Raw genomic sequence first — 26,106 nt, 5'->3', positions numbered from 1 at the left:
CTAAATACCTTTTAGGTTGTTTCTCTTTTGATTAAAACAGTATCAATGAACACTTTCTTCGCCACTGTTCGTTCTTCACGCAATCTCTCCATTAGTAAACCTACAGCCGTTTTTCCCATTAATTCTTTTTCAATCCGAACAGTGGTTAATGCCGGATAAATGTATTTCGATACACTGATATCATTAATTCCGACAATGCTAATTTGTTGAGGTATTTCTATTTTGGCTTCATTTAATGCCTTAATTGCTCCGATTGCTAGCGGATCATTCGCTGTAACAAAACCGATTGGTTGATTACTGTAAGATTCGATAAATTGACTCATTAGCTCATATCCACTGTCCACATGATAATCTCCAATTAAAAATAGAGATTCATCTAGCCTATTGGCCTCAGCTAAATAGCTTCTCATTGCCTTTTCACGAATATCCTTATCAATAGTACCCTTTACTCCTATAAAACCAACCTTTTCCATCCCTTTTTCGATTAAATGATCGGTAGCCTGTTGAATAACCGTTTCAAAGTTGGTTAGTACGGCATCACAGCCTTCATTCATTTCTGACTCGATCAAAATAACATGATTGGATTTCATTTTAAGTTGATTAAGTGTTTTTTTACTAAAGCGTCCAACTGCGATAATTCCATCTATATCATTAGGAATTTGGTCAATTTCTGAGAGTAGATATTTTAGTAAATGTATATGATATTTCTCCGCTTCTTCTTCTATACCATGTCGAACCGCCATGTAATAGAGATCTGACAATTCCTCTGCCTCTGTAACCCAGTGAATAAAAGCAACCCGACGAAATAGCTTTTTACGAGAGGATTTTTTTTGATAAGAGAGTGCTTCCGCAATTTCGAAAATCCGTTTTTTTGTATCCTCTCCTACAGATAGACTTGCATCATAATTTAAAACACGTGAAACGGTTGCGATGGATACACCAGCTTTCTCAGCGATATCCTTAATAGTTGCCATAGTAATAACATCCTTCCAAATACATAGTAAGTAAAACTAATAGTAAAATTTAACTTGACTTATTTTACTTGATATTTTATGCTAATTGCAATGAATTGTCTAGTTGTTTATGAATCCGATTTCAAATAGGAGGTATGACAAATGGATTTAAAGAAAACCAAATTTCAGTATCAAGCACCTAAAAATGGTTATCCGGAATGGAACAATAACCCAGAAATTTTTGAACTAAATCGTATGCCACAACATGCACTTGCTACACCATTTTTAACAGAGTCGGAAGCTCTAAGCCTTGATCAAGAAAAATCAGACTTATTCAAGAATCTAAATGGGGAATGGTCCTTTCATTTCTCCAAAAATCCTGATGCTAAAATTGCCAATTTTTATCGAGAGGATTTTGATAGTTCAGGTTGGGATAAAATAAAGGTTCCAGCACATTGGCAGCTAGAAGGATATGATTATCCACAATATTCCAATGTCCGCTATCCATGGATCAATCATGATGAAATTGAGGCGCCCTTTGCTCCAACTAATTATAACCCAGTAGGGCAATATGTTACTACCTTTACCTTACCAAATGATTGGGAAAATAAACCAGTTATCATCAACTTTCAAGGAGTAGAATCTGCTTTTTATGTATGGTTAAATGGTGAATTAGTAGGTTATAGTGAGGATACCTTTACACCTGCTGAATTTAATCTTACTCCATATTTGAAGCATGGAAAGAATAAACTAGCAGTGGAAGTTTATCGTTGGTCAGATGCCAGTTGGTTAGAGGATCAGGATTTTTGGCGGTTGAGTGGTATATTCCGCGACGTATTTCTATATGCTTTGCCCAATCTACATCTATATGATCACCGTGTTCGTACGACTTTTGATAAAAATTATGAAAACGCATCACTGGAAATAACAGCAGATGTAATTAATTACTTTAAAAAAGAATATGTCGATGCCAAGCTAGAATGGGAGCTGTTGGATGATCAAAACCATCAAGTGGCTACCCAAACGGCAATCCTACCAATAAACGAAAAAGAACATGTCTCCATTTCTTCAAGTAATGAAATTAAACAGCCAAAAAAATGGAGCGCAGAAACTCCTCATTTATATACATTAGTGTTCCGTTTAAAGGATGACAAAGATCAGTTGTTAGAGGTTTTTGCTACTAAAATTGGATTCCGTCAGTTTGAAATGATCGACAATATTATGCATATTAATGGGAAGCGTATTGTTTTTAAAGGCGTCAATCGACATGAATTCACCGCAGATCGGGGACGAGCAGTAACGGTTCAAGATATGATCGATGATATCATTGTAATGAAAAAATATAATATTAACGCAGTGAGAACTTCCCATTACCCAAATCATCCGAAATGGTATGATTTATGTGATGAATATGGGCTGTATGTTATTGATGAAACCAATTTAGAAACACATGGATCTTGGTATTATGGGCAACAAACGCTTGAGAACACGGTGCCTGGGAGTAGACCAGAATGGACAAATAATTTAATAGATCGCTGTAAGTCGATGTATGAAAGAGATAAAAATCATCCATCAATCATCATTTGGTCACTTGGAAATGAATCGTTTGGTGGAGACAACTTTTTGAAAATGCATCAGTACTTTAAGGAAACAGATCCAACTAGACTTGTCCATTATGAAGGGGTCTTCCATTATCGTGATTCCGAGAAGGCATCTGATATCGAAAGCACAATGTACAGAAGTCCTGCGCAGGTAGAGGAATATGCTAATATGCCTGGAGAAAAGAAGCCTTACATTCTCTGTGAATATACACACTCTATGGGAAACTCTACAGGGAACCTTCACAAGTATACAGAGCTTTTTGATAAATATGACATCGTTCAAGGAGGATTTATTTGGGATTGGAAGGATCAAGCATTGTGGCACCAAACCTCAGATGGCAAAAGCTTTTTAGCATATGGTGGAGATTTTGGGGAATCTCCACATGATGGCAATTTTTCTGGAGATGGCTTAATATTTGCGGACGGGACTGTTTCGCCAAAATTAGAAGAAGTAAAGGCATGCTATCAAAATATCGATTTTGAAGTAATAAATCACAAAAAAGGTACTGTTAAGCTTCACAATAAATACCTTTTTACCAATTTAAATGCATTTAAACTAGTATGGACAGTTGCAGAGGAAGGCTTGACGAAAGCATCAGGAATGGCACCATTAGAGGCAGAACCAGGAAAGACACAAGAGATTTCTTTAGAATATCCTGGTGCACTATTTACAAATGATAAGGAACAGGTGCTAACATTGTCGGTCGTTTATGATAAGACACCAAGCTGGGCTACAGCAGATCATGAAGTAGCATTTACTCAATATGCAGAACCTGCTATTCGTCATAAACCATTTGCTTTAGGGGCATTACAACTACAGGAATTGGAAGATACGTTTAAAATAACAGGAGAAAGTTTTTCACTTACGTTTGATAAGGCAACAGGTATGCTTAGTTCTTATAGGATAAAGGATAACGAACTTTTAACAGCTGCCCCTATACCTAGTTTTTGGCGAGCGATGACAGACAATGATCGAGGTTGTGAGTTAGATAAACGAAGTGAGATATGGCGAAATGCAAGCTTTTCTCGTAATTTAGCTTCACTTAATGTAACCAATAATGCTGATGGTGTGAGAGTGAAAGCAATCTATCAACTACCTACAAAGCCTATCAGTGTAGTAGAAGTTATTTATGTGGTACGTGCTGATGGAACGGTTGAAGTGGAACAGCAACTACAACCAGGTGAAGGACTTCCAGAGATTCCTGCTATAGGGATGCGATGGGAAATGGATAGGAGCTTTGATCAATTAAGTTGGTATGGAAAGGGTCCTCATGAAACCTATTTGGATCGCCAACTAAGCGGGAAAGTTAGTATATACAAGGGTATTGTTAGTGACCAATTACAGCCATACTTAAAGCCACAAGAAAGTGGGAATAAATGTGGGGTTCGTTGGTTCGAGGTCAAAAACAATGCAGGTCTAGGAGTACGGGTGGAAGGTGAGCCGACGATAGAAGCAAATGCTCTACATTATGCAATAGAGGAATTGGAAGAGGCAAGCCATCACTATAAATTGCCTGAACCAAACAAAGTGGTCGTGACAATTAACGGCTGGCAGATGGGTGTTGGTGGAGATGATAGCTGGGGACAACAAACTCATCCAGAATATCGTTTGTTTGCAAACAGGAATTATCGTTATCGATTTAGCTTTAAAGGAATTTCGAAATAACTTTGTATTAAATTCGAAATAAGCGTATAATAAGGAATAGTATGGCAAACATCGTCCTGAAAATCAACGGGATACCTACTTATTTCACTGTTGTCATGGTGAATATCATGAAAGGGAGTGCCGAATGGCTTATTTTAATAACCAGAAGGAACCTGTCAAAAATGTAGAAACGAATGTGTGGTCCTGTCTGAGTGATGATTGTCAGGGATGGATGCGTGAAAATTATTCCTTTGAACAAGAACCAACATGTCCAATCTGTCATTCAGAAATGAAAAGAGAAGTTCGAGTAATACCAGAATTAAAATAAGTCAAAAACTGTTCTCCATGATATGGAGAGCAGTTTTTTCTTTTCACTATTATACGCGAAGAATACTTTTCGTTTTAAAGGTTAAGACAAAGCTTAATCTTTTATAAAATAGTATCAATTAAAGAAACCGTTTTCTTAATAAAAGCAATTTATTAAGTATTTTAGCAAAAAAAGGATTGATTTTCATCAGATTTAATAATATACTTCTTTTAAGTAAGCGATTTCATCAGGCTGCAGCGAAATATGAAATCTTTTATTTTCATCACGAAGGAAACCGATTTCTTTTTGAGCACGATAGTTTGAATGACTGAAGAAACTAAAAAATGGGGGTTTTTTCACATGAAAAAATGGTTAATATTAGTGGTGTTTTCTTTGATTTTCGTAGGACTAGTCGCATGTAGTAATAATGACGAGAGCGCTGGATCTGACAGTGATGGTGGAAGTGACGATACAGTAGAACTAGATTTTTGGATATTTGGAAGTACTGGGTATGATCAGCTAGTAGAGGAGTATATGAAAGACAACCCGAATGTGAAGATCAACATAAATGAGGGCGAAATGAATGATATGCATAATAACTTATTTACATCTATCTCTGCTGGAAGCGGGGCGCCTGATATTGCACAGATTGAAATTAGTCAAGTCGAAAAATTCCTAGAAGCACAGGATCAATTTTATAACTTAGTTGATTATGGTGCAGAAGATGTTTCTAGTAATTTCTTAGATTGGAAATGGGCACAGGCACAATCTGCGGATGGATCGTTCCAAATTGGGTTACCTACAGATATCGGACCTACAACCATGTTCTATCGTACGGATGTTATGGAAGAAGCGGGATTACCTACTGATCGGGAAGAGGTTGCCGCTCAAATCGATTCATGGGAAGCCTATTATGAAACAGCAAAAACGATAAAAGACAAGACAGGAAAACCAATATCTGACTCACCTCAGCTTGTGTTTAATTCATTAAGGGACCAGTTAGAACAGCAATATTTTAATGAAGAGGACGAATTAATTATTGAGGATACAGTAAAAGAAGCATATGATTATACGACTAAGATGATTGAGGAAGGTCTTGTTGGCAAAAATGAACTCTGGGAACCTGAATGGGGAAGTGCTATGGCAGAAGGTTCTTATGCGACAATGCCAGGAGCTCCAGGTTGGATGGTTGCTAATGTGAAAGCAAATGCACCAGATACAAGTGGAAAGTGGGATATTGCAAAAATCCCAGAAGGTGCTGGTAACTGGGGAGGTTCTTTTCTAACTATTCCGAAGCAATCAGAGTATCCTGAAGAGGCATTTGAATTCATTTCATGGTTAACAGCACCTGAACAACAATTAAAATCCTTTGAGATTGCTGGACTTTTCCCATCTACTCCAGATGTGTATGAGAATGAAGATTTTCTAGCTACGACTGATGAATTCTTTAATAATGCACCAACTGCTAAGATCTTCGCAGAGGCTGCTCAATCTGTAAAAACAGTATACATGGGTGTGAATTATTCCATTGTAGATACCGAATTGGGTACAGCGCTCTTGAATGTAGCGATAGAAGGTGCAGATCCTGAAAAAGAATGGGATGCAGCGGTTGAGAGAATCAATTCCCAATTAGAGAGACAATAATTTAGAAAATGGGACCTAACATAGAAAGTCTATCGTAGGTCCCATACCTTAGCTAGAAGGGAAAGGAGTATGGAAATGGGGCAAACCAATGCCAAAACTGACATAATCCCAAAAAAATCATTTTTTACAGAAAAGAAAAAAGAAGCGATTTCTGGTTATTTATATATTTCTCCGTTTTTCATTCTGTTTGCAATCTTTGGTTTATTTCCGATTTTGTTTAGTTTTTATCTAGGTTTTCAAAAATGGAATGGATTAGGGGAAATGGAATTTGTTGGACTTCAAAATTTTCAATGGATTTTAACAGATAAAGTGTTTTGGGTTTCTTTATCTAACACACTTATAATGTGGATTCTCGGAACCATTCCTCAGTTAATTATCGGGATAATTCTAGCATATGCACTTAATTCTGCCTTAATTAAAATGCAAGGCTTTTTCCGTGTATCTGTTTTTATGCCATACGTTACTTCGACAGTGGCTGTTGCCATTGTTTTTGGCGTCATGTTCAATAGTCAAGAGTTCGGTTTGATGAACGTCATTCTTAGCTGGTTTGGTCAAGACCCTGTTAGTTGGTCCACTTCATGGTGGGGTGTCAAAATAGCTATTTCTTCTATGGTTTTCTGGCGATGGGTCGGCTATAACACTATTATTTATTTAGCTGGATTACAGGCGATTCCACATGAATTATACGAAGCGGCTCAAATCGATGGAGCTACCGTTCGGCAAAAAATTCAATATATTACCATCCCGATGCTCCGTCCGATAATTATTTTAACTGTTTTTACATCTACTATAGGTGCACTTCAATTATTTACAGAACCATTAATCTTCTTAGGTCGAACTTATCGAGAGGAAGGTATTTCTGTAGTGCTCTATTTATATAGAGAAGCATTTGCTAATCTTTCATTTGGACCAGCATCAGCAGCGGCGATTATTTTATTTATTATTATCATTCTCCTATCCTCTGTAAATGTATGGATAGCGAATCGATTAGGGCGATAAGGAGGTATGTGAACATGAATGGATCACATAAGTTTTCATTTTCAAAGCTATTTGTTTATTTAATACTCATTCTTGCTGCTTTTTTCTCTATTTTTCCTTTTTACTGGATGTTTGTTATGGCGACGAATAATAACAGTGCGATCAATAGTCTGCCTCCTGCATACATTCCAGGAAAAGAATTGGTAACCAATTTCACCAATGTGATCAATACGATTGATTTCTTTGGCGCAATGTGGAACTCCGTTATTGTATCCACTATCACAACGATCGGTGTTTTATTTTTATGTTCGTTAGCGGGATTTGCTTTTGCCAAATTCCATTTCAAAGGAAAAAATATTTTGTTTATTGCGATACTCGTCACAATGATGATACCACCACAGCTTGGATTGATCCCACAGTATTATATTATTACACAACTAGACTGGTTAAATGATTTGAAAGCTATTATTGTACCAGGTCTTATTGATGCTTTCGGTATTTTTTGGATGAGGCAATATATAAGTAGTAATGTTCCGGATGAGCTAGTTGATGCAGCAAAGATCGACGGTTGCTCCAATATAAGAATTTATTGGAATATTGCAGTTCCTGTTATCATCCCAGCCTTTGCTACATTAGCGATTATCAAGTTTATGTATATTTGGAATGATTTCTTGTGGCCATTAGTTGTTTTAAGAGAGGAATCTTCTTTTACCATTCAAGTGGCATTACGTGGATTAATCGATAACTATGTACGTGACAATGGTATGATTTTATCAGGGACTTTTTGGGCGACGGTACCGTTAATTATTGTCTTTTTATTACTAAACCGTTTGTTTATCCAAAGTCTAACGGAAGGTGCAGTTAAAAGCTAATAAAAGAGCAAGAGGGAGGGGAGCATGTGAGGGATAAAGGTAATGTATTTTTTAAGGTGTTAGATATTTTTGCAAACTTTGTTTTGCTTAATTTGCTTTGGATGGTCAGCTGTCTTTTTATTGTAACCATATTTCCTGCTACAACTGCTTTGTTTGCAACCGTAAGGAAGTGGCATAAAGAAGGAACAGACTTTGGCGTTATTTCCACTTATTATCGTTATTTTATCGAAAACTTTAGGAAGAGCTTTTTAATCGGGTTAATGTGGAAAATTGCAATGGTCTTTTTAGTCATGGATGGTATGATATTATCTCATGTACAGTTCACAGGTAAATGGGTTATTTTAAGCTTGTACACCTTCCTGTTAATTCTCTTTCTCTTTTTAACCATTTATCTATTCTTTGTACTTGTTCACTATGAACTTGGAGTGTTCGCTATAATCAAAAACGCCCTGTTCTTATCAATTAGCTGCCTGCCACATACATTAGCATGTATTGGCTGTATCGTAGTGACCTTTTTATTCACTTATATCATGCCATTCTTCCTGCTTTTAATTGGTAGTTTTTTGGCATTTGTACTATATCACATATTCCAAAGCTTGCTAAGAAAACTTGAGCAGATTACTAAGAATTCTCAGCAAACATCCGAAATTCTGACTTGATATACTTGACATATGAATCGCTAGAAACTAAAAATAGATTATACTAAATAAAAGTAGATGATAGATATTAGACAGATGTTTAGAGGGAGAAAAGATGAAGCTAACTATACGAGAGATCGCCAAAATGGCTGGGGTATCGCCTGGTACTGTTTCCAAGGTGATGAATCAGACAGGCAGTTTAAGCCCCAAAACTATTCAAAAAGTAAAGCAGGTAATCGAAGAAACCGGTTACCAGCCTAGTTTTTCTGCTAAGGCTTTAGCAACGAAAAAATCCAATATGATTGGATTAATTTATGCCGGAGAAGTACATGTTGAGTTCAATCACCCTTTTTTTAATCAAGTGATTAATTCATTCAAAAACGCGGTAGGTAAACTTGGCTATGACATTTTAGTTTTTTCTAATCAATCCTTTAATATTGGAAAAGAAGATTACGTTGCAAGAAGTAAGCACTATCAACTGGATGGTTGTCTTATTATTGCGGGAGAACAGATAGAGGATGATATTTATGAATTAGACCAAAGTGATATACCAACCGTGGCAGTAGATTTAAAGCTTTCGGGAGATCGCTCTAGCTATGTCATGACTGATAATGAAAAAATATCAAGACAAGTGGTGGAGTATTTTTATCTTAAAGGAATACGTAAAATTGCCTTTCTAGGTGGGAATCGAGATTCTAATATAACGATAGTTCGAAGAAATGCATTTATTCGAGCGATGAATGACTATGGGATGGATTATCGCGAAGAATGGGTCAAATACGGGAATTATTTTGAAGAAAGTGGCTATGAAAACATGCTTCAACTATTACAAAAGGAAGAACAGCCAGAGGCGGTTTTTGCTGCTTCAGATATGATGGCACTAGGTGCGATAAAGGCGATAAAGGAAAAAGGTCTTTCCATCCCGGAACAGATGAAAATAGTTGGCTGTGATGACATAGAAGCGTGCCGTTATAGTGACCCTCCTCTTGCTACCGTTAGGCAGGATCAAGTGAAGATTGGATTATTAACAGCACATATATTGCATGATTTAATAAATGATAGACAAGTACAGAATTCGGTATTTGTTGATCCAGAATTAATTATAAGAAAATCTGGAGAAGTATAGCGTAAATACTTATTTCATTGATTTGTATAGAATATGTTTACTATTTGTCCAAACGGTTATACTGTAAACAAAATCTAAACATTTCTTGTGAAGTAGGTGATGGAATGAACCAGTCGGAATCAAGATTTTTCCGCATGTTACATGTTTTTGCAGCATTTTTGACTTTGCAGTTTTTATGGTTCTTCTTTTCTTTAGGAGTGATTACAGTCATTCCTGCAACTATTTCCATGTACGCGGTTGTTGTAGAGTGGACGAAGAAAGGTATTGATCTTAATATCTGGAAGAGTTTCTTTGAAACATTTAAATTTTATTTCAGGAGAACGATTCTTCCAAGCACTAATTTGTCTTTTGTCCTAATGTTGCTCTATATGTATCCTACTTTATGGTCAGATATGATTTTAAAGATGCCTCAGACAATGAGTTGGCTTGTGTTATTTGCTACAAGTCTAATCCTACTTACCGTTTTATCTATACTGCCACTAATTGTTACCTCTCATTTACGGGGGAGAAAACTCTGGAAGAATGCATGGATTACATCCATCTCCATCCTTCCGCAAGTTTCGTTTATAGGAATCGTTGGAGGTATGATTATTTTTGGATCATTGCTTTTTCCAATTATCTTATTTACATGCTCTGGTCTTTTTGCTTTTATGCATATGCGTATATGGCAAAAATCACTTAAAAAACTACCATCTGACTTTCTAGATCAATGCTTGTTAAAATATAATTACCGCTAGTGTAACCTCGGAATTCTTTCGAGGTTTTTTTCAATTCAACTGTGTGATAAATTGCTTGAGGTGTTTTACATAGGTCAATGCTTTTGTGGTGTCACTATGGACACATATTGTATCTGCTTGGATAGGTATTTTTTGACCATCTATTGATGTTACGTGTCCTGTTTTCATCATTTCCTCTACCTGTTGCATCGAGCGGTCGAGATCATGGATCACAGCATTTTCTGATGTTCTGTCTGTAAGCGTACCATTTGATTGATAGGTGCGATCGGCAAAAACTTCATGTGCAACCTTCAAACCAATCTGTTCTCCAGCTCTCGTTATAAAGCTATTAGCCAATCCGTAGAGGATCAAGCTCTTGTCGAAATCATAAACCGCTTGAGCAATAGCTAATGCAATTTCTTTGTCAGAGCTGGCTATGTTATAAAGTGCGCCATGTGGCTTTACATGATGGAGAGTTACATCCTCAACCTTCGTAAATCCATATAGGGCACCAATTTGGTACAACACAAGATCATATACTTCCTCAGAAGAAAGATTAATCCTTCTGCGACCAAAGCCTTGAATGTCTTGAAAACCTGGGTGTGCCCCTATATGTACATTGTGCTGTTTCGCTAATTGAATCGTTTGTTTCATTGTATGTGGGTCTCCTGCATGGAAACCACAAGCAATATTTATGGCATCAACAAACGGCAAAATTTCTTGATCATTTCCAATTGAAAATATACCAAAGCTTTCTCCTAGATCACAGTTTAATTCAGGCTTAATCATGGTCTCATCCCTCCCACTTTTGTTTAAGTGTATGGCTTAGTTTGGTTAAAAGTTGTTTTTGGGTAGCCAGTGCTTTATAGGCATTTGATATAGTGCATCTCTCAAACATAAATCGCTTAGTTGGTAGTAATTGGCTAAGCTTTGGTAAATCGGCTAGTATAACTTGGCCAATTTTTGGGTATCCCCCAGTAGGTTGACTATCAGCCATTAGAATGATTGGTTGACCATCTGGTGGTACTTGAATAGAGCCAAAGCTAGTCGGTTCTGTTAATAATTGTTGGGTTCTTGTTGTCTCAATCTCATCCCCCATTAGCCGGTACCCCATGCGATTAGATCTTGTCGAGATAGACCACTCCGTAATATCGAGTTGGTTTTGTTTAAACCAATCTGCCTGTGGCCCTTCGATATAATGTATAACCTCAGTAGATGAATATATCTCAAAAGTATTTGGATTCATCGACCAGTTTAGCTTGATATTTGGAGTAGTAATAGAGTTGATCGGAATTTGATCACCAACTTGTAATTTTCGGCTGAGAAGCCCTGTTCCCTCCGTACGAACGAGCATACTCCTGCTACCTAATTTTTTGGAAATGGCTAATCCCCCTTTAATCGCAAGGTAGGTATACAGACCATTTCGCGCAGTACGAAATTGCAGGATGTCCCCACTTCTTATGATAATCGGACGATATAATGAAATTTGTTTCCCATTAAGACGTGGTACCATATCTGCACCAGTAATCGAAATAATGGCATCCTTTGTCCACTCAATGGTTGGACCGACAAAACTCATTTCGACAACGGCAGTGTTCTCCTTATTGCCGACAAGATAATTCGCTAGTTTCATTGAAAATGAATCCATTGGTCCACTGATAGGAAACCCGGAGGATCGATATCCTATTCTACCTAAATCTTGAATACTTGTGTGTAAGCCTTCCTCAATCACTCTCATTTTGATCGCTTCCCCCCACTCCATTCCAAGTATTGTTGTTTAGAAATTGCATAAAATCTTAGCTGATCACCGGCACGCAATAAGGTTGGTTGCTCGTTCGAAAGGTCAACGAGTTCTATCGGTGTTCTACCAATGATTTGCCAGCCTCCAGGGGAAGAACTAGGATAAATCCCTGTTTGTCCACCCGCGATACCGATGGCCCCTTTTGGAATATTCATTCTTGGGCGAGTTTTTCTAGGTGTAGCGATACTTAGGTCCATCCCTCCTAGAAATGGAAATCCTGGAGAGAATCCGATGAAATGGACAAGATAGGTATTATCCGTGTGACGTTTAATCACATCCTGTTTGGTTAGTCCATTTGTTGTAGCGACATACGAAAGGTCCGGTGAAAAGCTATCCTCATAGCAAACAGGTATTTGATGAATAGTAGAAGGTTGAGAATTTATCATAGAGCTGGTTTGATCGATACAGTGAGATAGAATCCTTTTGATTTCGCGATGAGATGTTTGAAATGGATCAAAGTAGATGACGAGAGTTGTATATCCGATCACGGTTTCAATAATAGTGGGATTTTGCAAACGATCGATCGATTTCTGAATATGTCGTAGTTTTTGGTGTAGTGCTGTATTTACTTTATCACCGAGCTGTAACATCAAGGCATTTTCTGCAAGCGTAAAAAATTGCATATTGATCCCTCCAATTATATTTTATCATGAGGAGAAGCTTCGGTAAAAACAACAACCTTTGATAAAAAGAATGGAATTTCCCAGAAAAATTAATAGTAAAATATAACTATAAATGATAAGATAGTCTTATTATAAATTCAAATTTATAATCACGATGTGAATCAATGGACTTAATTGAACAGGAGGAGATCAGCTTGAAGCGTATTTGGGGAAAATTAAGTTTTCAAAATGCCAGAATAGGTAAAAAGTATGGGATTATACTAGGAATTGTGCTTTCATTATTTATTATTTCTGCTATTATCATTATTTTTTCTTTGCGAAATATCGCCGATGACATCGATGCAGTAGAACGTCGAGGTGATCGCGCATCATCCGTTGGCCAAATGGGTTCACTTCTAAGGTCCAAAAGTGCCCGTATTTATCAATATGTACTAAATCCAACGACAGAAGTGGAAACGGAATTTAATGAAAGAAATGAACAAATCATTGCACTTTCCAAAGAATTAGACAGCAAAATGGATACAACAGAGGAAAGGGAGCTTTTTGATCAATTTGTCGAGCTTGATATGAAGGTTAGTAGTAGTTTTAATGAAATCATTGGTTATATGAGACAAGGAGAAACAGAAGCTGCCTATGGAAGTGCGATAGATGCACATGAGGCTCAAGCAGAGGCTATTCCATTAATAGATCAGCTCCAACAATTAGTGGATAAACAACAAGAAGAGGCAATCGAAAAAGCAAAATCGGATCAGCTTATTGCTATTATTACGTTAGTTGCATCCATTATTGTTTCTGCGATTATTAGTATATTATTAATTTTCTTTGTATCGCGTAATATTACCAAAAATATGAATAAGGTAGTGGAAACGAGTAATCGTATCACGGAAGGCGATCTAAGTGTTAAAGCAATTGATTACAATGGAAAAGATGAAATTGGACAACTAGCTTCTTCAATGAATGCAATGAGTGAACATTTACGAAAAATTATTACCCAGGTTTCTTCTGTGTCGGATACAGTTAGTGCACAGAGTGAAGAGTTAAATCAATCAGCAAACGAAGTAAAAAATGGTACAGAGCAAATTGCGACAACAATGCAGGAGCTTGCATCGGGTTCAGAAACACAAGCAAGTCAAGCAAGTGATGTCGCTACCAAAATGGCAGATTTTTCTAATGCTATTAGTCATGCTAATGAAAATGGAGCAAAAATTGAACAGGCCTCTGCTAACGTGTTGTCCATGACAGAAGACGGTCGTGATATGATGGGTGTTTCGGTCGAGCAAATGAAGCGTGTGAACGAGATTGTAAAAGACGCAGTAGCAAAAGTAAAAGGACTAGATCAACAGACTAAAGAGATATCAAAGCTTGTTTCTGTTATAAAAGACATTGCGGAACAAACAAATCTCCTTGCTTTAAATGCTGCCATTGAGTCAGCTAGAGCTGGTGAGCATGGTAAAGGATTTGCTGTTGTTGCTGATGAGGTAAGAAAATTAGCGGAACAGGTAGGGAGCTCGGTGACAGATATTACGTCCATTGTCACTAATATTCAACAGGAATCTACAGTTGTTACAAAAGCACTTGAAGAGGGATATGACGAAGTAGAGCATGGATCGGCCCAAATTGAACAAACAGGTACAACCTTTGTGAAGATTAATGACGCCGTCCACAATATGGTGAGCAGTCTCGAAACTATTAATAAAAATTTTGAAGAGGTTTCTTCAAGTAGTATAGAAATTAATACATCTGTTGAAGAAATTGCTTCCATTTCTGAAGAATCTGCTGCAGGAGTTGAACAGACATCAGCATCTGCTCAGCAAGCGAGTAGTTCTATGGAGGAGGTATCCGCCAATTCGGATGAATTAGCAAAATTAGCTGAAGAGCTAAATAGTTTAGTGAGACAATTCAAGATCTAAATAACAAACCCGTGTCTAGGGAGCAACCCCGAAAGGTTAGATTTCACTCTAATTTTTCAGGGCATCCTATACTGACACGGGTTTTATAATTTAAGTGAATAGATTATGTAGCTCTTACCTTATTTTCTATTTTTAGGATGTCCTCAGTAAGATTAAAAATGGATAGTAATTCATATAATACAATAATTTCAGGTGTGAATAGATTTGTATTCATATCATTCGTAGGCTTTTTACTCGCCCAAAATTGGTCCATTAACAATTTTACTTGTTTTCTGTAGATACTCGCTTTATAGTGATCAGGATGCCTCATATAGTCTGCTAATGAGTGCACCAGATGGAAGATATCTTGACATTCTTTTTCCGACCAACAGATTGACTGAATAGGTGTATTGATAAGATTTCCAATATGATAGTGAATAAGGCGAATTTTGGTTAAATTTTTTTGCTCTTGATCAAAAAGTTTTTTGGTCGATTCTTTTAAGCGATGATATTTGGCTTCATCTGCTTGATAGTGTAACAATTTTTCTGTTTTATCTAAGGATCGCTTCATTTGATCAAATCGAGACAAAATACGTTCTTTCTTCTGCTGATTACGATCATTTTTCATTAATGGATCAACGATGAGCTCTAGTGTCTCTCCTGTTCCTTTTAAGAGCTGATGTAAATCCATCGAAATCCGCTTCGTATAATTTGGTGGCAAAATAAACATATTCACTATAGTGGAGACGAGTAGCCCAACGGTTGTTGTTCCGAGACGAATAACAAATGAAATAAATAAATTAGCATGAATTACTTCTACCATTGCAACAGATGTTAATGTGGCCACAAGAAGTCCTGCGTGTAATCCAAGCTTATAACAAGTAATAATCGTGAAAAAAGCAGCCAATGTATATGTAATTGGTGAATTTTCAAAAAAGTATATAAAGAGGACTGCATAAAAAGATCCGATAGCAGAAGCTGGGAACCGGACAATCCCCTTTCGAATAGATTCACCAACAGTTGGTTCGATGGAGACAATAGCGGTTATGACAGCAAAAACAGGTGGCCATTCCAACCACTCACAAATGACGGAAGTAAAGAATACGGCTAATGCTGTCTTAATAATACGCCTACCAAGAATCCGATTGCTTAAATAATTCTTCATTACGTAAAACTCCCTCAACTTTCTATCCGATAGTATAACGCAACAAGTGAAAAAAAACTATAGTACTAATTTTTTTGAAATAAAAATAAAATAAGTGTAAACGCTTTCTTATTCGGTGCATATGATGTAAAATAAGAGATATATCTTCTAGAATGTTGTTTCAGCGAATTTTTGAGGAGGTGGCAGACTTGCTTTCGGTTAAAATGTTCAAACCCTATTACGTAAAGGAAGAAGGCAACTACATTCGGGTGATGTTAGCATATCAATACTTTTCATTATTAATGGATGAAAAAGTATACCATTTTGTTCCACTCGAAGCGAGAGAAATCCGAATCAATCGCGATACACAGGAAATAGAAAATAAGGATGCTGTATTTGTTTTCCAAAAAGGAAAGAAATATAATCGCATTACATTAGAAGATCTTATGAAAATAAAAGACTTTGAAGATCATCTGTCCATCGTTTTAAGTTCATATATGGTCATGCCACAAACAAAAAATAAAAAGGATAATATTGACCATGCGATTATGGAATTGGAAAGAAATAATTTATTAAGATTAATAGATAAAGCTCTTGATGAAAGAGATCAAGCAAAATTTCAACTATATACAACAAAATTAAATGAGATGTAATTACTTGAAAGCAGGTGAACATACCTGCTTTTTTTACTTGTAACTATAAAAGTTTTTGTATGATAAAGAGTAGGAAGTACTTGGGATTTCGAGTAGAATTTCCAAAAGCAGTTGTATTTACCGACGCAGAGGCGAATACTTATATCACTGGACAATATAGTTCGGTTATAGCATAAGAAGGAGGAGCTACATATGCCAAAACTAAGATGGGGCGTATTAAGTACTGCAAAAATTGGACAAGAGCAGGTTATTCCAGCTATTCAACGATCTAGTAATGGAGAGGTTGTGGCGATAGCAAGTCGTAAGTTGAAAAAGGCACAAGAGGTGGCAGATAAATGGGCTATCCCTAAAGCTTATGATAGCTATGATGCATTGTTAAAAGACGAGCAAATTGACGCTGTCTATATTCCGCTACCTAATTCCATGCATAAACAATGGATGATCGAAGCAGCGAATTTTAAAAAGCACGTATTGTGTGAGAAGCCTGTAGCTTTGAATAATGGCGAATTATTAGAAATGATAGAGACAGCAAAACAAAACAAAATTACATTTATGGAAGCATTTATGTATCAATTTCATCCACAACATCAGAAAGTGAAGAAGTTAATCAGCAATGGAGAAATTGGAGAAATAGTTATGATGAGGGCCAGCTTTTCCTTTTACTTAGATAATGATCAAAATATCCGCTTGCAAAACCACCTAGGAGGAGGGGCAATGTATGACGTCGGTTGTTATACATTACATGCAATTCGAAATATTTTATCAGACGAGCCTATATCGGTTTATGCTAGTTCTACGAAAAAAGGAGAGTCTCAAGTAGATACGACTATGATAGGAGTGCTAACCTTTCATGATGGGAAATTAGGAGTATTTGATACAAGCTTTGATACAATTAACCGTCAATCCTACGAAGTTGTAGGCTCTAAAGGTACGATAACCGTAACGACAGCCTTTCGTCCAGATGAGAATGAGAATATGGCTGGAGAATTGGTGTTAAAAAAAGAAGGGCAAACACCTGTCACTCATAAAGAAGCTGGTGATCAATATAAATTAATGGTGGAAAATTTTGCTAGTTCTGTCTTAGAACAAAAACCATTAGCTTATAATGTGGAAGAAATGAAAAAACAGATGGCTATTTTAGATGCAGTTTATCAAAGTAGTCGAGAAAACAAAGTGATTAAATTATAGTGTGATAAAAATGTAGAATAAAAGGGTTTATCTTGGTAACAAGATCGATGTCAAGCAGGATAGTCAAGATAAAAAGATATATGTTGGCAATATAGTTGATACCAAGCAAGATAGCCAAGATAAAAAGATATATCTCGGTAATATAGCAGTTGCCAAGCAGGATAGCTAAGATAAAAAATATATCCTAGTATTGTTAAACTCTTGACACAAAAGCCAACAATAACTAAAACGGACATTCCAGATCACTTCCGGAATGTCCGTTACTCTATTCTTTAAGCTCAGCCAAAACGTTTGCGGCTTTTTCTGTTACATACCCACTTCCATTATTATCTTCCACATGCTCGATAAACATAGAAATGAGGATACTTCCGTCTGTAGGATATCCGACAAACCAGCCATTTTCTTGACCGTTTTCTTCATCCTTGGATTGTTTCAATTCTGCAGTACCTGTTTTCCCAGCAATTTCTATACTATCTAAGTTGGCTGCTTTTCCCGTGCCATGAGTAACGACTCTTCTCATGGATTCTTTTATTAATGAGGAATTCTCAGCAGATATTAATCCTTGCTTCCAGCTTTCGCCATCTGCCTCATCTAACAACAAAGTAGGCTTTACCATATTTCCATCATTTAGAAATATCGAAAAAGCACTTGCGAGATGAAGGGCACTCATTTGTACTTCCCCTTGCCCATAACTAGAATCTGCTAGAAGTACTTCCTCAGTAATATTTCCATCAGAGGAAATCGTACTTTTTTCAATGGGGTAAGTGAACGGAACATCTTCGCCCAATCCGAACTCTTTTAATCCCTTCACAAAGGCATCTGCTCCCATATCCAATGCCTGCATGGCAAAATAAATATTATCTGAGCGTACGAGTGCATCATCTAAATCAACAGGTCCATTAGATGGAGAAACCCTTGTTATATAATAATTTCCCCAGCCTTCTTTCTGCCAAGTGAGACCGTCAATTTCAAATGTTTCATTAGGATCAATCGAACCATTTTCCAAGCCAACTGTACTAGTTATCGGTTTAAAAACGGAACCAGGTGCAAAGGTCGAAGCAAATCGATTTAGTAATGGGTTATTCGGATCTTCCTGCCATTCTGTCCATTGGGTATTACTCAATCCATAAATAAAGGCATTTGGATCAAAGGAAGGGCTGCTGACTAAAGCTAATGTCTCTCCTGTTTTAGGATCAATAGCAGTGGCCGTTCCAGGTTCATTGTCCATTTGTTCAAATATTTTCTTTTGTGCTTTTATATCTATCGTTAAATTTAGATTTTCACCATTTTTCACTTCTTTTTCCGCTAGAATAACAGGCTCTTGCCCTTCTTTTTCAACGGTAATCTTGACCCCAGCTTCTCCACGAAGTTGTTCTTCATATAGTTCTTCTAATCCTCGATAACCAACCATATCATTCTCTGAATAAGAGGCATCATCTAAATCTTCCAATTTTTCTGCTGTAACTGGTGCAATATATCCTACTAAATGGGCCGCTGCTTCCCCTAATGGATAAATTCTGCCTGTGGTGGTTTGGGTTTTTAGTGTTGGGACAGAACTAATCGCCTTTTCTATTTCATCTGTTAAAGAAGGAACAACCTTTAATGGGACAAAATAATTAGGTTGGACCCAGTTAGCATCTAAAGCATTATCTATTTCTTCTACAGTAATACCTAATGCTTTAGCAATGGTTTCTTTCTCACTCTTGATCTTATCATCCGTGAACTGTTCAGGTACGACGCCTAACTCATAGACACTTGCATTAACAGCAAGTCCTTCTCGATTTCGGTCATAGATTTCTCCTCTTTTAGGCTCAATGGTTTCTAAACCTATTGTGCCCCCATCTTTTATTTCAGGAAAAATAAGTCCAGGATTCCAATTAACAAGCCAGTCCGTTTTTTCTTCACCTTCCACCTCTTTAACGACCTTTTTCATTTCGACTTCGGTATCGAAAGTGATCGGTCCTGCAACAGACTCCATACTGACTTTCAGAGGAAATACTTCTGTTTCTGCTTCGTCGTTTTTTTCTTTTTCTTCTGTATCTGGGACGTCAAACGAAACATCCACTTTGTTTATTTCTAAGTCTTTATATATCTTTTGGTAACGATCAATAAAATCTTCTTTCTCTGTTTCCGCTACCATCTTATACATTTTTTCAAACTCCTGGTTCATCCAATGATCAGCATACTCTTGTAAGCGTTCCTCTGGCTCCACTTCCTCTTTTTCTTGGCAACCGATGAGTAATACTGTAAAGAGTATAGTGCCTAAAAATAAAAACTTTTTCATCACAAATTATTCCCCCTCATTATTTGTTGTGATAAATAGAAAAAGCGTATAAGATCATACGCTTTTTAGTAAACAGGTTTTGCATAAATGATGTAGCGATCTGGTGCATTACCTACATAAGAAAATGGATAGCAGGTTGTAATCACAAGCTCTTCTCGAGGTGCTGTAGACTTTATAATCGTTGTATCATCTGCATCTACTATTTTTGAATCTACCATTTCATATGTATATTCACCATATGGTAATTCAATCACAAAAGTATCACCAATTTTCACTTCACCAAGACTACGAAAGACAGTGTCTCGATGTCCAGACAGTACAATTTGATCATTTTGTAATGGATATGCTGAGCCTTTATAATGCCCAACGCCTTTCTCCAAGTCATCAGGATCCGTTCCTTCCACGATAGGAAGTTCAGCATCTAGTGTAGGAATTCTTAAAAAACCAACCTCAAGCCCTGTTTCAGGGAAAAAGGTATCAGAAGAGTACTTCCAAGAATCTTCTGCTGACTTTTGATCTGAAGGTTGCTTTAGGAATTCCTTTGCCTCTGTTGCCGCTTGCTTTTCAGCCGCTTGGATCTTGAAATATTGATAGCCCCCAACTCCTAGTAATACTAAACCAGCAATGATAAAGATTAAGGCTAATTTCCTCATTGAAACACCTCACTACATATGTTATACATATTATACTGGTAAATGGTGAAAAATGCACGCAAAGCAAAATAAAAAAATTCATCATATTTTCGTTATTTAATGCCTATACTTGTAAAAATACCCATTCTATTTCAAGAACTAAAATAGGTATTTAGAACTAATTATTCGTCTAAAATACACGTTTTATTCATATATTATTCATGATTTCGACAAAAAATGTAACTTTATATAGAACAAATGGGAAGATTGTGCTATAATGATATTGGAAAATAGAAAGTAGGTGAGTCACTATGATTGGCAAAAAAATACAAGGAATCCGAAAAGAAAAGAGAATGTCTCTTTCAGAGGTTGCAGAACAAGCTGGAGTTGCTAAATCATATTTAAGCTCCATTGAACGTGGAATTCAGTCCAATCCGTCTATTCAATTTATGGAAAAGGTAGGAAAGGTTCTTGGAGTATCTGTCAATGAGCTGTTAATGAGTGCAGATAATGAAACACTTCGCCAACAATTAGACGATGAATGGTTACAATTAGCGGAAGAAGCCATGAAGTCAGGTGTATCAAAAGAGGAATTTAAAGATTTTTTAGAATTTAATAAATGGAAAAAACAATCACATTAAACTAATAATAAGTCAGTCCTTACTCAAGAGACTGGCTTTTTTTCTTTCGCGCATTCTTTTTTGTTTTTATAATATGTTGTATAATCTATCAAAATACCCCCGAAATAAAATAGGTAATTGCCAATGGTATAGTAGAGTCGGCATAGGGGATAATTTATTCGTAAGTAAAGGAGAGGCAGATGAAAAAGTATACCTATTATATACCAGCATTACTTTGGATGGGGGTTATCTTTTATTCATCTTCACAGCCCTACGAAGACCAAGATTTAAAGCCAACATTAGCAAAATATTTGGATCTAACCTTTTTGGAACCGATATTTGATCATGTTTCCTTTGTATATCATCAATCAGAAGTAAGCATCGCATCTCTTGGGATCGGAGGATTCATCGAATTCTTTATTCGAAAAGGAGCACATGTTACGGTGTTTCTAATTCTTTGTCTATTGCTATACTATGCATTTACGAGAACGATAGCTAGTAGTAGAATGGCAGTTTTATTTGCATTTTTTTCCACGATATTGTACGCTATTTTCGATGAATGGCATCAAGGTTGGACACCAAATCGCACCCCATATATAGGGGATATCTTTTTGGATGGGATAGGTGCAATCATCGCTGTGCTTATTATTTCTATTCTTCGTATCATTCAGCATCGAACAAAAATCATGCACTAACATATTATATACTAGAGGGTACGAAAAAGGGGTTGAGAGTTTGTCCGAACAGGAAATTTACAAATCTATCCTACAAAAAATGTTAGATGAAACAGAGCGTGATCAAATTGAAAATTCTTCTGATTTTATAAAAAAACTATCAGATGAAATCAAACAATCTAATGTGATTACATTAAAAAAGTAAAAATAAAAGAGTGTGCAACTAGAATTATAGATTTGCCACACTCTTTTAAAAAATTATTCCCAGGGAAATGTGATTAAAGGTCATTAGTAATAGGTAGATCAACCTCGATATATTTCACGTCACCGTCTGTTAAGATAACTTGACTATTAGTAAGATTTATCAGCCAATCCTTAAATTTGTTTGTTTCATCTTTTTTTACATAAACATGTAGTGTTACCTGTGCTAAGTATTCTATCTTGTCTAAAATGAAAGAGGATTGTTGTAGTTCATTTTCGACTTTTCCAAGTAATGGATAGTCAATGGTTAGGATTACTTCTTGCATTAGACTTCTTTCCACAACACCAGTAGAATTGATTGCAAGAGATGTGGTACTTGCATATGCACGAATTAAGCCACCAGCACCAAGCTTTATACCACCAAAATACCTAGTTATGACAACTACTGTGTCTTTTAACTGCCTTTTTTTTAAGACTTCTAGGATAGGTACACCAGCTGTACCACTCGGCTCGCCGTCATCATTTGCTTTTTGTAGTTGGTCATGTTCTCCAATCATATATGCAGAACAATTATGTGTTGCATCATGGTGTTTTTTCTTTATTTGAGAAATGAATTGCTGAGCAGCTTCTTCGGTTTCTACACGTTTTACATAACCGATAAAACGAGATTTTTGGATGACTTGTTCATCAACTCCCTCGTGTTTTACAGTATAATATTGATCGAGCATTGTCTTTCCTCCTAAAAAACTTGTATTATCACACAAATAATGTGTAAAATCGTACTACAACAAAATTATTTATACCCCCATAAAAAGTACTAATTATATCGAAAATGTGTAAATGAGACTAGGTGGTGAAAGTTGAATAATATGGAGAACCTGGAGCATGAATTAGATTCTATAATAGAAGAAATGATCGAAACAGTCAAAAATAGTAAGGATGATGTTTTCGATATCACTGAAGAATCACGTAAAGAATATGAAGCGCTGACGAAAGAGCTAGCAACCTTGAAGAAGCAAGTAGCCAAAACCATCGAAGAAGGTAATGAACTAGAGCGTAAGTCTAGCTTAGCACGAAAAAAGCTTTCAGAGGTGAGTAGAAATTTCGCCACTTATTCGGAGGATGCGATACGAAATGCTTATGATGTAGCTCATCAAATTCAGTCAGAATTCATTATGAAGCGTGATAAGGAAAAATCTTTACGTCATAGAAGGGATGAGATCGAGCTACGCCTGAAAACCATCGAAGGCACCGTTGCGAGAGCTGAGAATGTTATGGGGAAGATCTCGATCATCCTCAATTATTTAAGTGAAGATTTCAAACATATATCAGATATACTACAAAATGCCCAAGAAAAACAAGCTTTTGGCTTGAAGATAATTGAAGCACAAGAGGAGGAAAGGCGTAGACTTTCAAGAGAAATGCACGACGGTCCTGCACAGATGCTTGCGAATATCCTGCTTAGATCCGACATTGTCGAGCGTGCTTATCGTAAAGGGGATGTAGAAAATGCGATGTCAGAGCTGAAAAGCACTCGTGTTATGATTCGTGATTCATTACATGAGGTTAGAAGGATTATTTATGATCTCAGACCAATGGCTTTAGATGATTTAGGACTTGTTCCGACGATAAAGAAATATATAGCTACACTCGAGGATCAGCATGGAGAGATTTATTTTACATACAGAGCACCGGAGGAAAGATTAGCAGGACAATATGAAGTAGCACTCTTTCGGTTAATACAAGAATCGATACAAAATGCTTTAAAGCATGCTGAAGCACCTAGAATTGATGTAAAGCTAGAGATTATGAAGGATCAAGCTACTGTTTTAATACGTGATAATGGAAAAGGCTTTGATCAGTCTCTTAAAAATGAAAAATCATTCGGGATTATAGGGATGAAAGAACGGATTGAAATGTTAAGTGGCAAACTAGAAATTAAAAGTGAACTCGGAAAAGGAACACAGGTTTTGATACGAATTCCAATAACTAAAAATTAACACATTATTTAGAATCAGTGTATAATAACTTTGAGCTAGTAAAAAAGAACGTTTTCCTAAAAGCATAGATAAAAATAGAATAAAATCTAGGAGGTTTTTACATGACAACAAATATCATACTAATCGATGATCACAAACTATTTAGGGAAGGTGTCAAGCGAATTCTAGAATTAGAATCAGGCTTTAACGTATTAGCAGAAGGGGATGATGGTTCGATTGCCATTGACCTAGTTAAAAAGTACAAGCCTGATGTAGTCTTGATGGATATTAACATGCCTGATGTTAATGGTGTCGAAGCTACTGCAGAATTATTAGAAAAATATCCTGGAGTTAAAGTCATTATTTTGTCCATCCATGATGATGAAAATTATGTAACACATGCATTAAAATCTGGCGCTCAAGGCTATTTGTTGAAAGAAATGGATTCTGATGCCCTAATTGAAGCAATTACTGTTGTAAGTGAAGGCGGATCTTACCTCCATCCGAAAGTAACCCATAACTTAGTTCAAGAGTACCGCAGATTAATAGCAGAAGAAGATGCGCTTTATGGTTCGGATAATACATTATCTAAATTAAAGAAAATCGATCATCGTAAACCATTGCATTTACTTACTCGAAGGGAATGCCAGGTTCTACAATTACTAGCTGAAGGGAAAAGCAATAAAGGAATTTCTGAATCCCTCTATATAAGTGAAAAAACCGTGAAAAATCACGTGAGTAGTATCCTGCAAAAAATGAAAGTTAAGGATCGAACCCAAGCTGTCGTTATCGCGATCAAAAAAGGTTGGGTTGAAATTTTATAAATTACGCGAAATCCCCGGAGATGTTCGGGGATTTTATTATTTGGTGGGAGGAAAAACGGGTATTATAGCAAAATATATAGATTTCTAACTAAAAAGAACCGGACATAGCAGAATGAACACTTAGAAATTTATATAATATTACTATGCATCCCATTCATAATTAGGTAAAATAGAAGGCAATATAAATTATAGGAAGGAAACGATGTGATGAAGGTTGCAATCATTACAGATAGTACAGCATATATACCTGAACAGCAAAGAGAAAAAAATCATATTCACATGGTGCCACTAAGTGTAGTGTTCGGTGATAAGGCCTATCAAGAAGAGGTAGATATCACGACAAATGAATTCTATGAAAAAGTGAAAACAATTAAACAGCTACCCAAAACAACCCAACCATCCATTGGTAAGATAAATGAAAAACTAGAGGAACTATCAAAGGAATATGATCAAGCTATCTTTATCACTTTATCTAGTGGTATTAGTGGCACGTATCAAACGGTTAGAACTGCACAATCAATGGCAGATAATATAGAGGTCTATCCATTTGATTCAGAGATTAGTTGTATGGCTCAGGGATTTTACGTATTAGAAGCTGCAAGATTATCTGAAGAAGGGAAAGATGCTCCCACTATTCTTCAAAGACTTGATGAAATAAAGAAAAGCTTGAGAGCATACTTTATGGTGGATGATCTCTCACACCTACATCGAGGTGGCCGATTGAATGGAGCTCAAGCCCTAATCGGAAGTATGCTTCAAATTAAACCAATTTTACATTTTGAAGAGACAATTATCGTCCCATTTGAAAAAATCCGAACAGAGAAGAAAGCTTTAAAACGAATTTTTCAGTTATTTGATGAGGATGCAAGTAGTGGAGAACCGCTTCGAGCAACCATTATCCATGCTAATAGAGAAGCAGATGCAAATGAAATCATGCAACAGTTAATGGAAAAATATCCTCATGTCGACTTCGAACTTAGCTATTTTGGTCCGGTAATCGGGACACATTTGGGAGAAGGGTCTTTAGGGATAGGATGGTACAAAAAATAAGCAATTTTTCTGTATTGAAATAAAGCGAGACTTTCATCAGAGGAGGAGGTTGGTCATGCAGACA

General features: G+C 36.5%; 25 protein-coding genes. 17 read left to right on the top strand and 8 right to left on the bottom strand.

The window, feature by feature from the left end:
- Positions 1–11: 11 nt before the first annotated feature.
- A complete protein-coding gene (locus ACZ5N5_RS19105) occupies positions 12–974 on the bottom strand; it encodes a LacI family DNA-binding transcriptional regulator (RefSeq protein WP_277678767.1) in 963 nt (320 codons plus the stop codon).
- 141 nt (positions 975–1,115) lie between these two features.
- On the opposite strand from ACZ5N5_RS19105, the gene lacZ reads away from it, so the two are divergent.
- From lacZ to ACZ5N5_RS19065, 8 genes are all read left to right on the top strand, one after another.
- The gene (lacZ, locus tag ACZ5N5_RS19100; RefSeq protein WP_464372922.1) at positions 1,116–4,220 is read left to right on the top strand and encodes a beta-galactosidase, LacZ type; all 3,105 of its coding nucleotides are present in this window, start codon (positions 1,116–1,118) and stop codon (positions 4,218–4,220) included.
- 124 nt (positions 4,221–4,344) lie between these two features.
- Positions 4,345–4,527 carry a cold-shock protein gene (locus tag ACZ5N5_RS19095; RefSeq protein WP_054787101.1) on the top strand — a complete coding sequence of 61 codons (183 nt, stop codon included), beginning with the start codon at positions 4,345–4,347 and terminating at the stop codon, positions 4,525–4,527.
- A gap of 339 nt (positions 4,528–4,866) precedes the next feature.
- Complete coding sequence (locus ACZ5N5_RS19090) at positions 4,867–6,150, top strand: ABC transporter substrate-binding protein (protein ID WP_464372921.1); 1,284 nt, start codon at positions 4,867–4,869, stop codon at positions 6,148–6,150.
- A gap of 69 nt (positions 6,151–6,219) precedes the next feature.
- Positions 6,220–7,149: a carbohydrate ABC transporter permease gene (locus ACZ5N5_RS19085; protein ID WP_109983576.1), complete on the top strand. Its 930-nt coding sequence runs from the start codon at positions 6,220–6,222 to the stop codon at positions 7,147–7,149.
- A gap of 14 nt (positions 7,150–7,163) precedes the next feature.
- Entirely contained in the window at positions 7,164–8,000 is an 837-nt protein-coding gene (locus tag ACZ5N5_RS19080; protein ID WP_464372920.1) for a carbohydrate ABC transporter permease, read from the top strand.
- Positions 8,001–8,026: 26 nt separating this feature from the next.
- Positions 8,027–8,659, top strand: a complete 633-nt coding sequence (locus ACZ5N5_RS19075) for a YesL family protein (protein WP_464372919.1) — start codon at positions 8,027–8,029, stop codon at positions 8,657–8,659.
- A gap of 94 nt (positions 8,660–8,753) precedes the next feature.
- The gene (locus ACZ5N5_RS19070; protein WP_464372918.1) at positions 8,754–9,764 is read left to right on the top strand and encodes a LacI family DNA-binding transcriptional regulator; all 1,011 of its coding nucleotides are present in this window, start codon (positions 8,754–8,756) and stop codon (positions 9,762–9,764) included.
- A 104-nt stretch (positions 9,765–9,868) separates the two neighbouring features.
- Positions 9,869–10,501, top strand: a complete 633-nt coding sequence (locus ACZ5N5_RS19065) for a DUF624 domain-containing protein (protein WP_464372917.1) — start codon at positions 9,869–9,871, stop codon at positions 10,499–10,501.
- 30 nt (positions 10,502–10,531) lie between these two features.
- On the opposite strand, the gene ACZ5N5_RS19060 is transcribed toward ACZ5N5_RS19065, so the two are convergent.
- From ACZ5N5_RS19060 to pxpB, 3 genes are read right to left on the bottom strand one after another with little or no spacing between them, the layout of a single operon-like run.
- Complete coding sequence (locus ACZ5N5_RS19060; protein WP_054859863.1) at positions 10,532–11,269, bottom strand: 5-oxoprolinase subunit PxpA; 738 nt, start codon at positions 11,267–11,269, stop codon at positions 10,532–10,534.
- A 4-nt stretch (positions 11,270–11,273) separates the two neighbouring features.
- A complete protein-coding gene (locus tag ACZ5N5_RS19055; RefSeq protein WP_245902256.1) occupies positions 11,274–12,218 on the bottom strand; it encodes a 5-oxoprolinase subunit C family protein in 945 nt (314 codons plus the stop codon).
- Entirely contained in the window at positions 12,215–12,904 is a 690-nt protein-coding gene (gene pxpB / locus ACZ5N5_RS19050) for a 5-oxoprolinase subunit PxpB (RefSeq protein ID WP_464372916.1), read from the bottom strand. Before pxpB ends, ACZ5N5_RS19055 begins: the two co-directional genes overlap by 4 nt.
- A gap of 194 nt (positions 12,905–13,098) precedes the next feature.
- Between pxpB and ACZ5N5_RS19045 the strand changes: the two genes are divergently transcribed.
- Positions 13,099–14,814 (top strand): methyl-accepting chemotaxis protein, encoded by a 1,716-nt coding sequence (locus ACZ5N5_RS19045; protein ID WP_464372915.1) that lies wholly within the window; start codon positions 13,099–13,101, stop codon positions 14,812–14,814.
- A gap of 103 nt (positions 14,815–14,917) precedes the next feature.
- Here ACZ5N5_RS19045 and ACZ5N5_RS19040 read toward each other — a convergent pair whose 3' ends face one another.
- Complete coding sequence (locus ACZ5N5_RS19040) at positions 14,918–15,958, bottom strand: FUSC family protein (protein ID WP_277678777.1); 1,041 nt, start codon at positions 15,956–15,958, stop codon at positions 14,918–14,920.
- Positions 15,959–16,146: 188 nt separating this feature from the next.
- Here ACZ5N5_RS19040 and ACZ5N5_RS19035 point away from each other — a divergent pair, with 188 nt between their 5' ends.
- Positions 16,147–16,590 (top strand): IDEAL domain-containing protein, encoded by a 444-nt coding sequence (locus tag ACZ5N5_RS19035; RefSeq protein WP_054859868.1) that lies wholly within the window; start codon positions 16,147–16,149, stop codon positions 16,588–16,590.
- A gap of 192 nt (positions 16,591–16,782) precedes the next feature.
- Positions 16,783–17,778, top strand: a complete 996-nt coding sequence (locus ACZ5N5_RS19030) for a Gfo/Idh/MocA family protein (protein ID WP_464372914.1) — start codon at positions 16,783–16,785, stop codon at positions 17,776–17,778.
- 265 nt (positions 17,779–18,043) lie between these two features.
- Here the strand turns inward: ACZ5N5_RS19030 and ACZ5N5_RS19025 are convergent, their stop codons facing one another.
- Both ACZ5N5_RS19025 and ACZ5N5_RS19020 read right to left on the bottom strand, forming a co-directional pair.
- On the bottom strand, positions 18,044–20,062 hold the full coding sequence (locus tag ACZ5N5_RS19025; RefSeq protein WP_109983846.1) for a penicillin-binding transpeptidase domain-containing protein: 2,019 nt from the start codon (positions 20,060–20,062) through the stop codon (positions 18,044–18,046).
- Positions 20,063–20,127: 65 nt separating this feature from the next.
- Entirely contained in the window at positions 20,128–20,715 is a 588-nt protein-coding gene (locus tag ACZ5N5_RS19020) for a class D sortase (RefSeq protein ID WP_109983568.1), read from the bottom strand.
- A gap of 290 nt (positions 20,716–21,005) precedes the next feature.
- Here ACZ5N5_RS19020 and ACZ5N5_RS19015 point away from each other — a divergent pair, with 290 nt between their 5' ends.
- The 3 genes from ACZ5N5_RS19015 to ACZ5N5_RS19005 all read left to right on the top strand — a co-directional run bounded on the left by ACZ5N5_RS19015 (position 21,006) and on the right by ACZ5N5_RS19005 (position 22,193).
- Positions 21,006–21,335, top strand: coding sequence for a helix-turn-helix domain-containing protein (locus tag ACZ5N5_RS19015; RefSeq protein WP_054859869.1), 330 nt, complete (start codon positions 21,006–21,008; stop codon positions 21,333–21,335).
- Between the two features lie 179 nt (positions 21,336–21,514).
- Positions 21,515–22,009 (top strand): VanZ family protein, encoded by a 495-nt coding sequence (locus tag ACZ5N5_RS19010; protein WP_109983567.1) that lies wholly within the window; start codon positions 21,515–21,517, stop codon positions 22,007–22,009.
- A gap of 40 nt (positions 22,010–22,049) precedes the next feature.
- Positions 22,050–22,193, top strand: a complete 144-nt coding sequence (locus tag ACZ5N5_RS19005) for a hypothetical protein (RefSeq protein ID WP_181397431.1) — start codon at positions 22,050–22,052, stop codon at positions 22,191–22,193.
- Positions 22,194–22,266: 73 nt separating this feature from the next.
- Here ACZ5N5_RS19005 and ACZ5N5_RS19000 read toward each other — a convergent pair whose 3' ends face one another.
- Positions 22,267–22,917 (bottom strand): YigZ family protein, encoded by a 651-nt coding sequence (locus tag ACZ5N5_RS19000; RefSeq protein ID WP_054859870.1) that lies wholly within the window; start codon positions 22,915–22,917, stop codon positions 22,267–22,269.
- Positions 22,918–23,058: 141 nt separating this feature from the next.
- On the opposite strand from ACZ5N5_RS19000, the gene ACZ5N5_RS18995 reads away from it, so the two are divergent.
- The 3 genes from ACZ5N5_RS18995 to ACZ5N5_RS18985 all read left to right on the top strand — a co-directional run bounded on the left by ACZ5N5_RS18995 (position 23,059) and on the right by ACZ5N5_RS18985 (position 26,042).
- On the top strand, positions 23,059–24,189 hold the full coding sequence (locus ACZ5N5_RS18995) for a sensor histidine kinase (protein WP_464373797.1): 1,131 nt from the start codon (positions 23,059–23,061) through the stop codon (positions 24,187–24,189).
- Positions 24,190–24,290: 101 nt separating this feature from the next.
- On the top strand, positions 24,291–24,992 hold the full coding sequence (locus ACZ5N5_RS18990) for a response regulator transcription factor (RefSeq protein ID WP_109983566.1): 702 nt from the start codon (positions 24,291–24,293) through the stop codon (positions 24,990–24,992).
- A 207-nt stretch (positions 24,993–25,199) separates the two neighbouring features.
- Positions 25,200–26,042 (top strand): DegV family protein, encoded by an 843-nt coding sequence (locus ACZ5N5_RS18985; protein ID WP_464372913.1) that lies wholly within the window; start codon positions 25,200–25,202, stop codon positions 26,040–26,042.
- Positions 26,043–26,106: the final 64 nt, after the last annotated feature.

The sequence above is a fragment of the Gracilibacillus sp. JCM 18966 genome (assembly GCF_055392695.1).
This window is presented reverse-complemented; position numbering and strand designations above follow the sequence as displayed.

Coding starts and splice junctions, on each gene's coding strand:
- ACZ5N5_RS19105 (WP_277678767.1), bottom strand. CDS start 974: ATGGCAACTATTAAGGATATCGCTGAGAAAGCTGGTGTATCCATCGCA.
- lacZ (WP_464372922.1), top strand. CDS start 1,116: ATGGATTTAAAGAAAACCAAATTTCAGTATCAAGCACCTAAAAATGGT.
- ACZ5N5_RS19095 (WP_054787101.1), top strand. CDS start 4,345: ATGGCTTATTTTAATAACCAGAAGGAACCTGTCAAAAATGTAGAAACG.
- ACZ5N5_RS19090 (WP_464372921.1), top strand. CDS start 4,867: ATGAAAAAATGGTTAATATTAGTGGTGTTTTCTTTGATTTTCGTAGGA.
- ACZ5N5_RS19085 (WP_109983576.1), top strand. CDS start 6,220: ATGGAAATGGGGCAAACCAATGCCAAAACTGACATAATCCCAAAAAAA.
- ACZ5N5_RS19080 (WP_464372920.1), top strand. CDS start 7,164: ATGAATGGATCACATAAGTTTTCATTTTCAAAGCTATTTGTTTATTTA.
- ACZ5N5_RS19070 (WP_464372918.1), top strand. CDS start 8,754: ATGAAGCTAACTATACGAGAGATCGCCAAAATGGCTGGGGTATCGCCT.
- ACZ5N5_RS19065 (WP_464372917.1), top strand. CDS start 9,869: ATGAACCAGTCGGAATCAAGATTTTTCCGCATGTTACATGTTTTTGCA.
- ACZ5N5_RS19060 (WP_054859863.1), bottom strand. CDS start 11,269: ATGATTAAGCCTGAATTAAACTGTGATCTAGGAGAAAGCTTTGGTATA.
- ACZ5N5_RS19055 (WP_245902256.1), bottom strand. CDS start 12,218: ATGAGAGTGATTGAGGAAGGCTTACACACAAGTATTCAAGATTTAGGT.
- pxpB (WP_464372916.1), bottom strand. CDS start 12,904: ATGCAATTTTTTACGCTTGCAGAAAATGCCTTGATGTTACAGCTCGGT.
- ACZ5N5_RS19040 (WP_277678777.1), bottom strand. CDS start 15,958: ATGAAGAATTATTTAAGCAATCGGATTCTTGGTAGGCGTATTATTAAG.
- ACZ5N5_RS19030 (WP_464372914.1), top strand. CDS start 16,783: ATGCCAAAACTAAGATGGGGCGTATTAAGTACTGCAAAAATTGGACAA.
- ACZ5N5_RS19025 (WP_109983846.1), bottom strand. CDS start 20,062: ATGAAAAAGTTTTTATTTTTAGGCACTATACTCTTTACAGTATTACTC.
- ACZ5N5_RS19020 (WP_109983568.1), bottom strand. CDS start 20,715: ATGAGGAAATTAGCCTTAATCTTTATCATTGCTGGTTTAGTATTACTA.
- ACZ5N5_RS19015 (WP_054859869.1), top strand. CDS start 21,006: ATGATTGGCAAAAAAATACAAGGAATCCGAAAAGAAAAGAGAATGTCT.
- ACZ5N5_RS19010 (WP_109983567.1), top strand. CDS start 21,515: ATGAAAAAGTATACCTATTATATACCAGCATTACTTTGGATGGGGGTT.
- ACZ5N5_RS19000 (WP_054859870.1), bottom strand. CDS start 22,917: ATGCTCGATCAATATTATACTGTAAAACACGAGGGAGTTGATGAACAA.
- ACZ5N5_RS18995 (WP_464373797.1), top strand. CDS start 23,059: ATGGAGAACCTGGAGCATGAATTAGATTCTATAATAGAAGAAATGATC.
- ACZ5N5_RS18990 (WP_109983566.1), top strand. CDS start 24,291: ATGACAACAAATATCATACTAATCGATGATCACAAACTATTTAGGGAA.
- ACZ5N5_RS18985 (WP_464372913.1), top strand. CDS start 25,200: ATGAAGGTTGCAATCATTACAGATAGTACAGCATATATACCTGAACAG.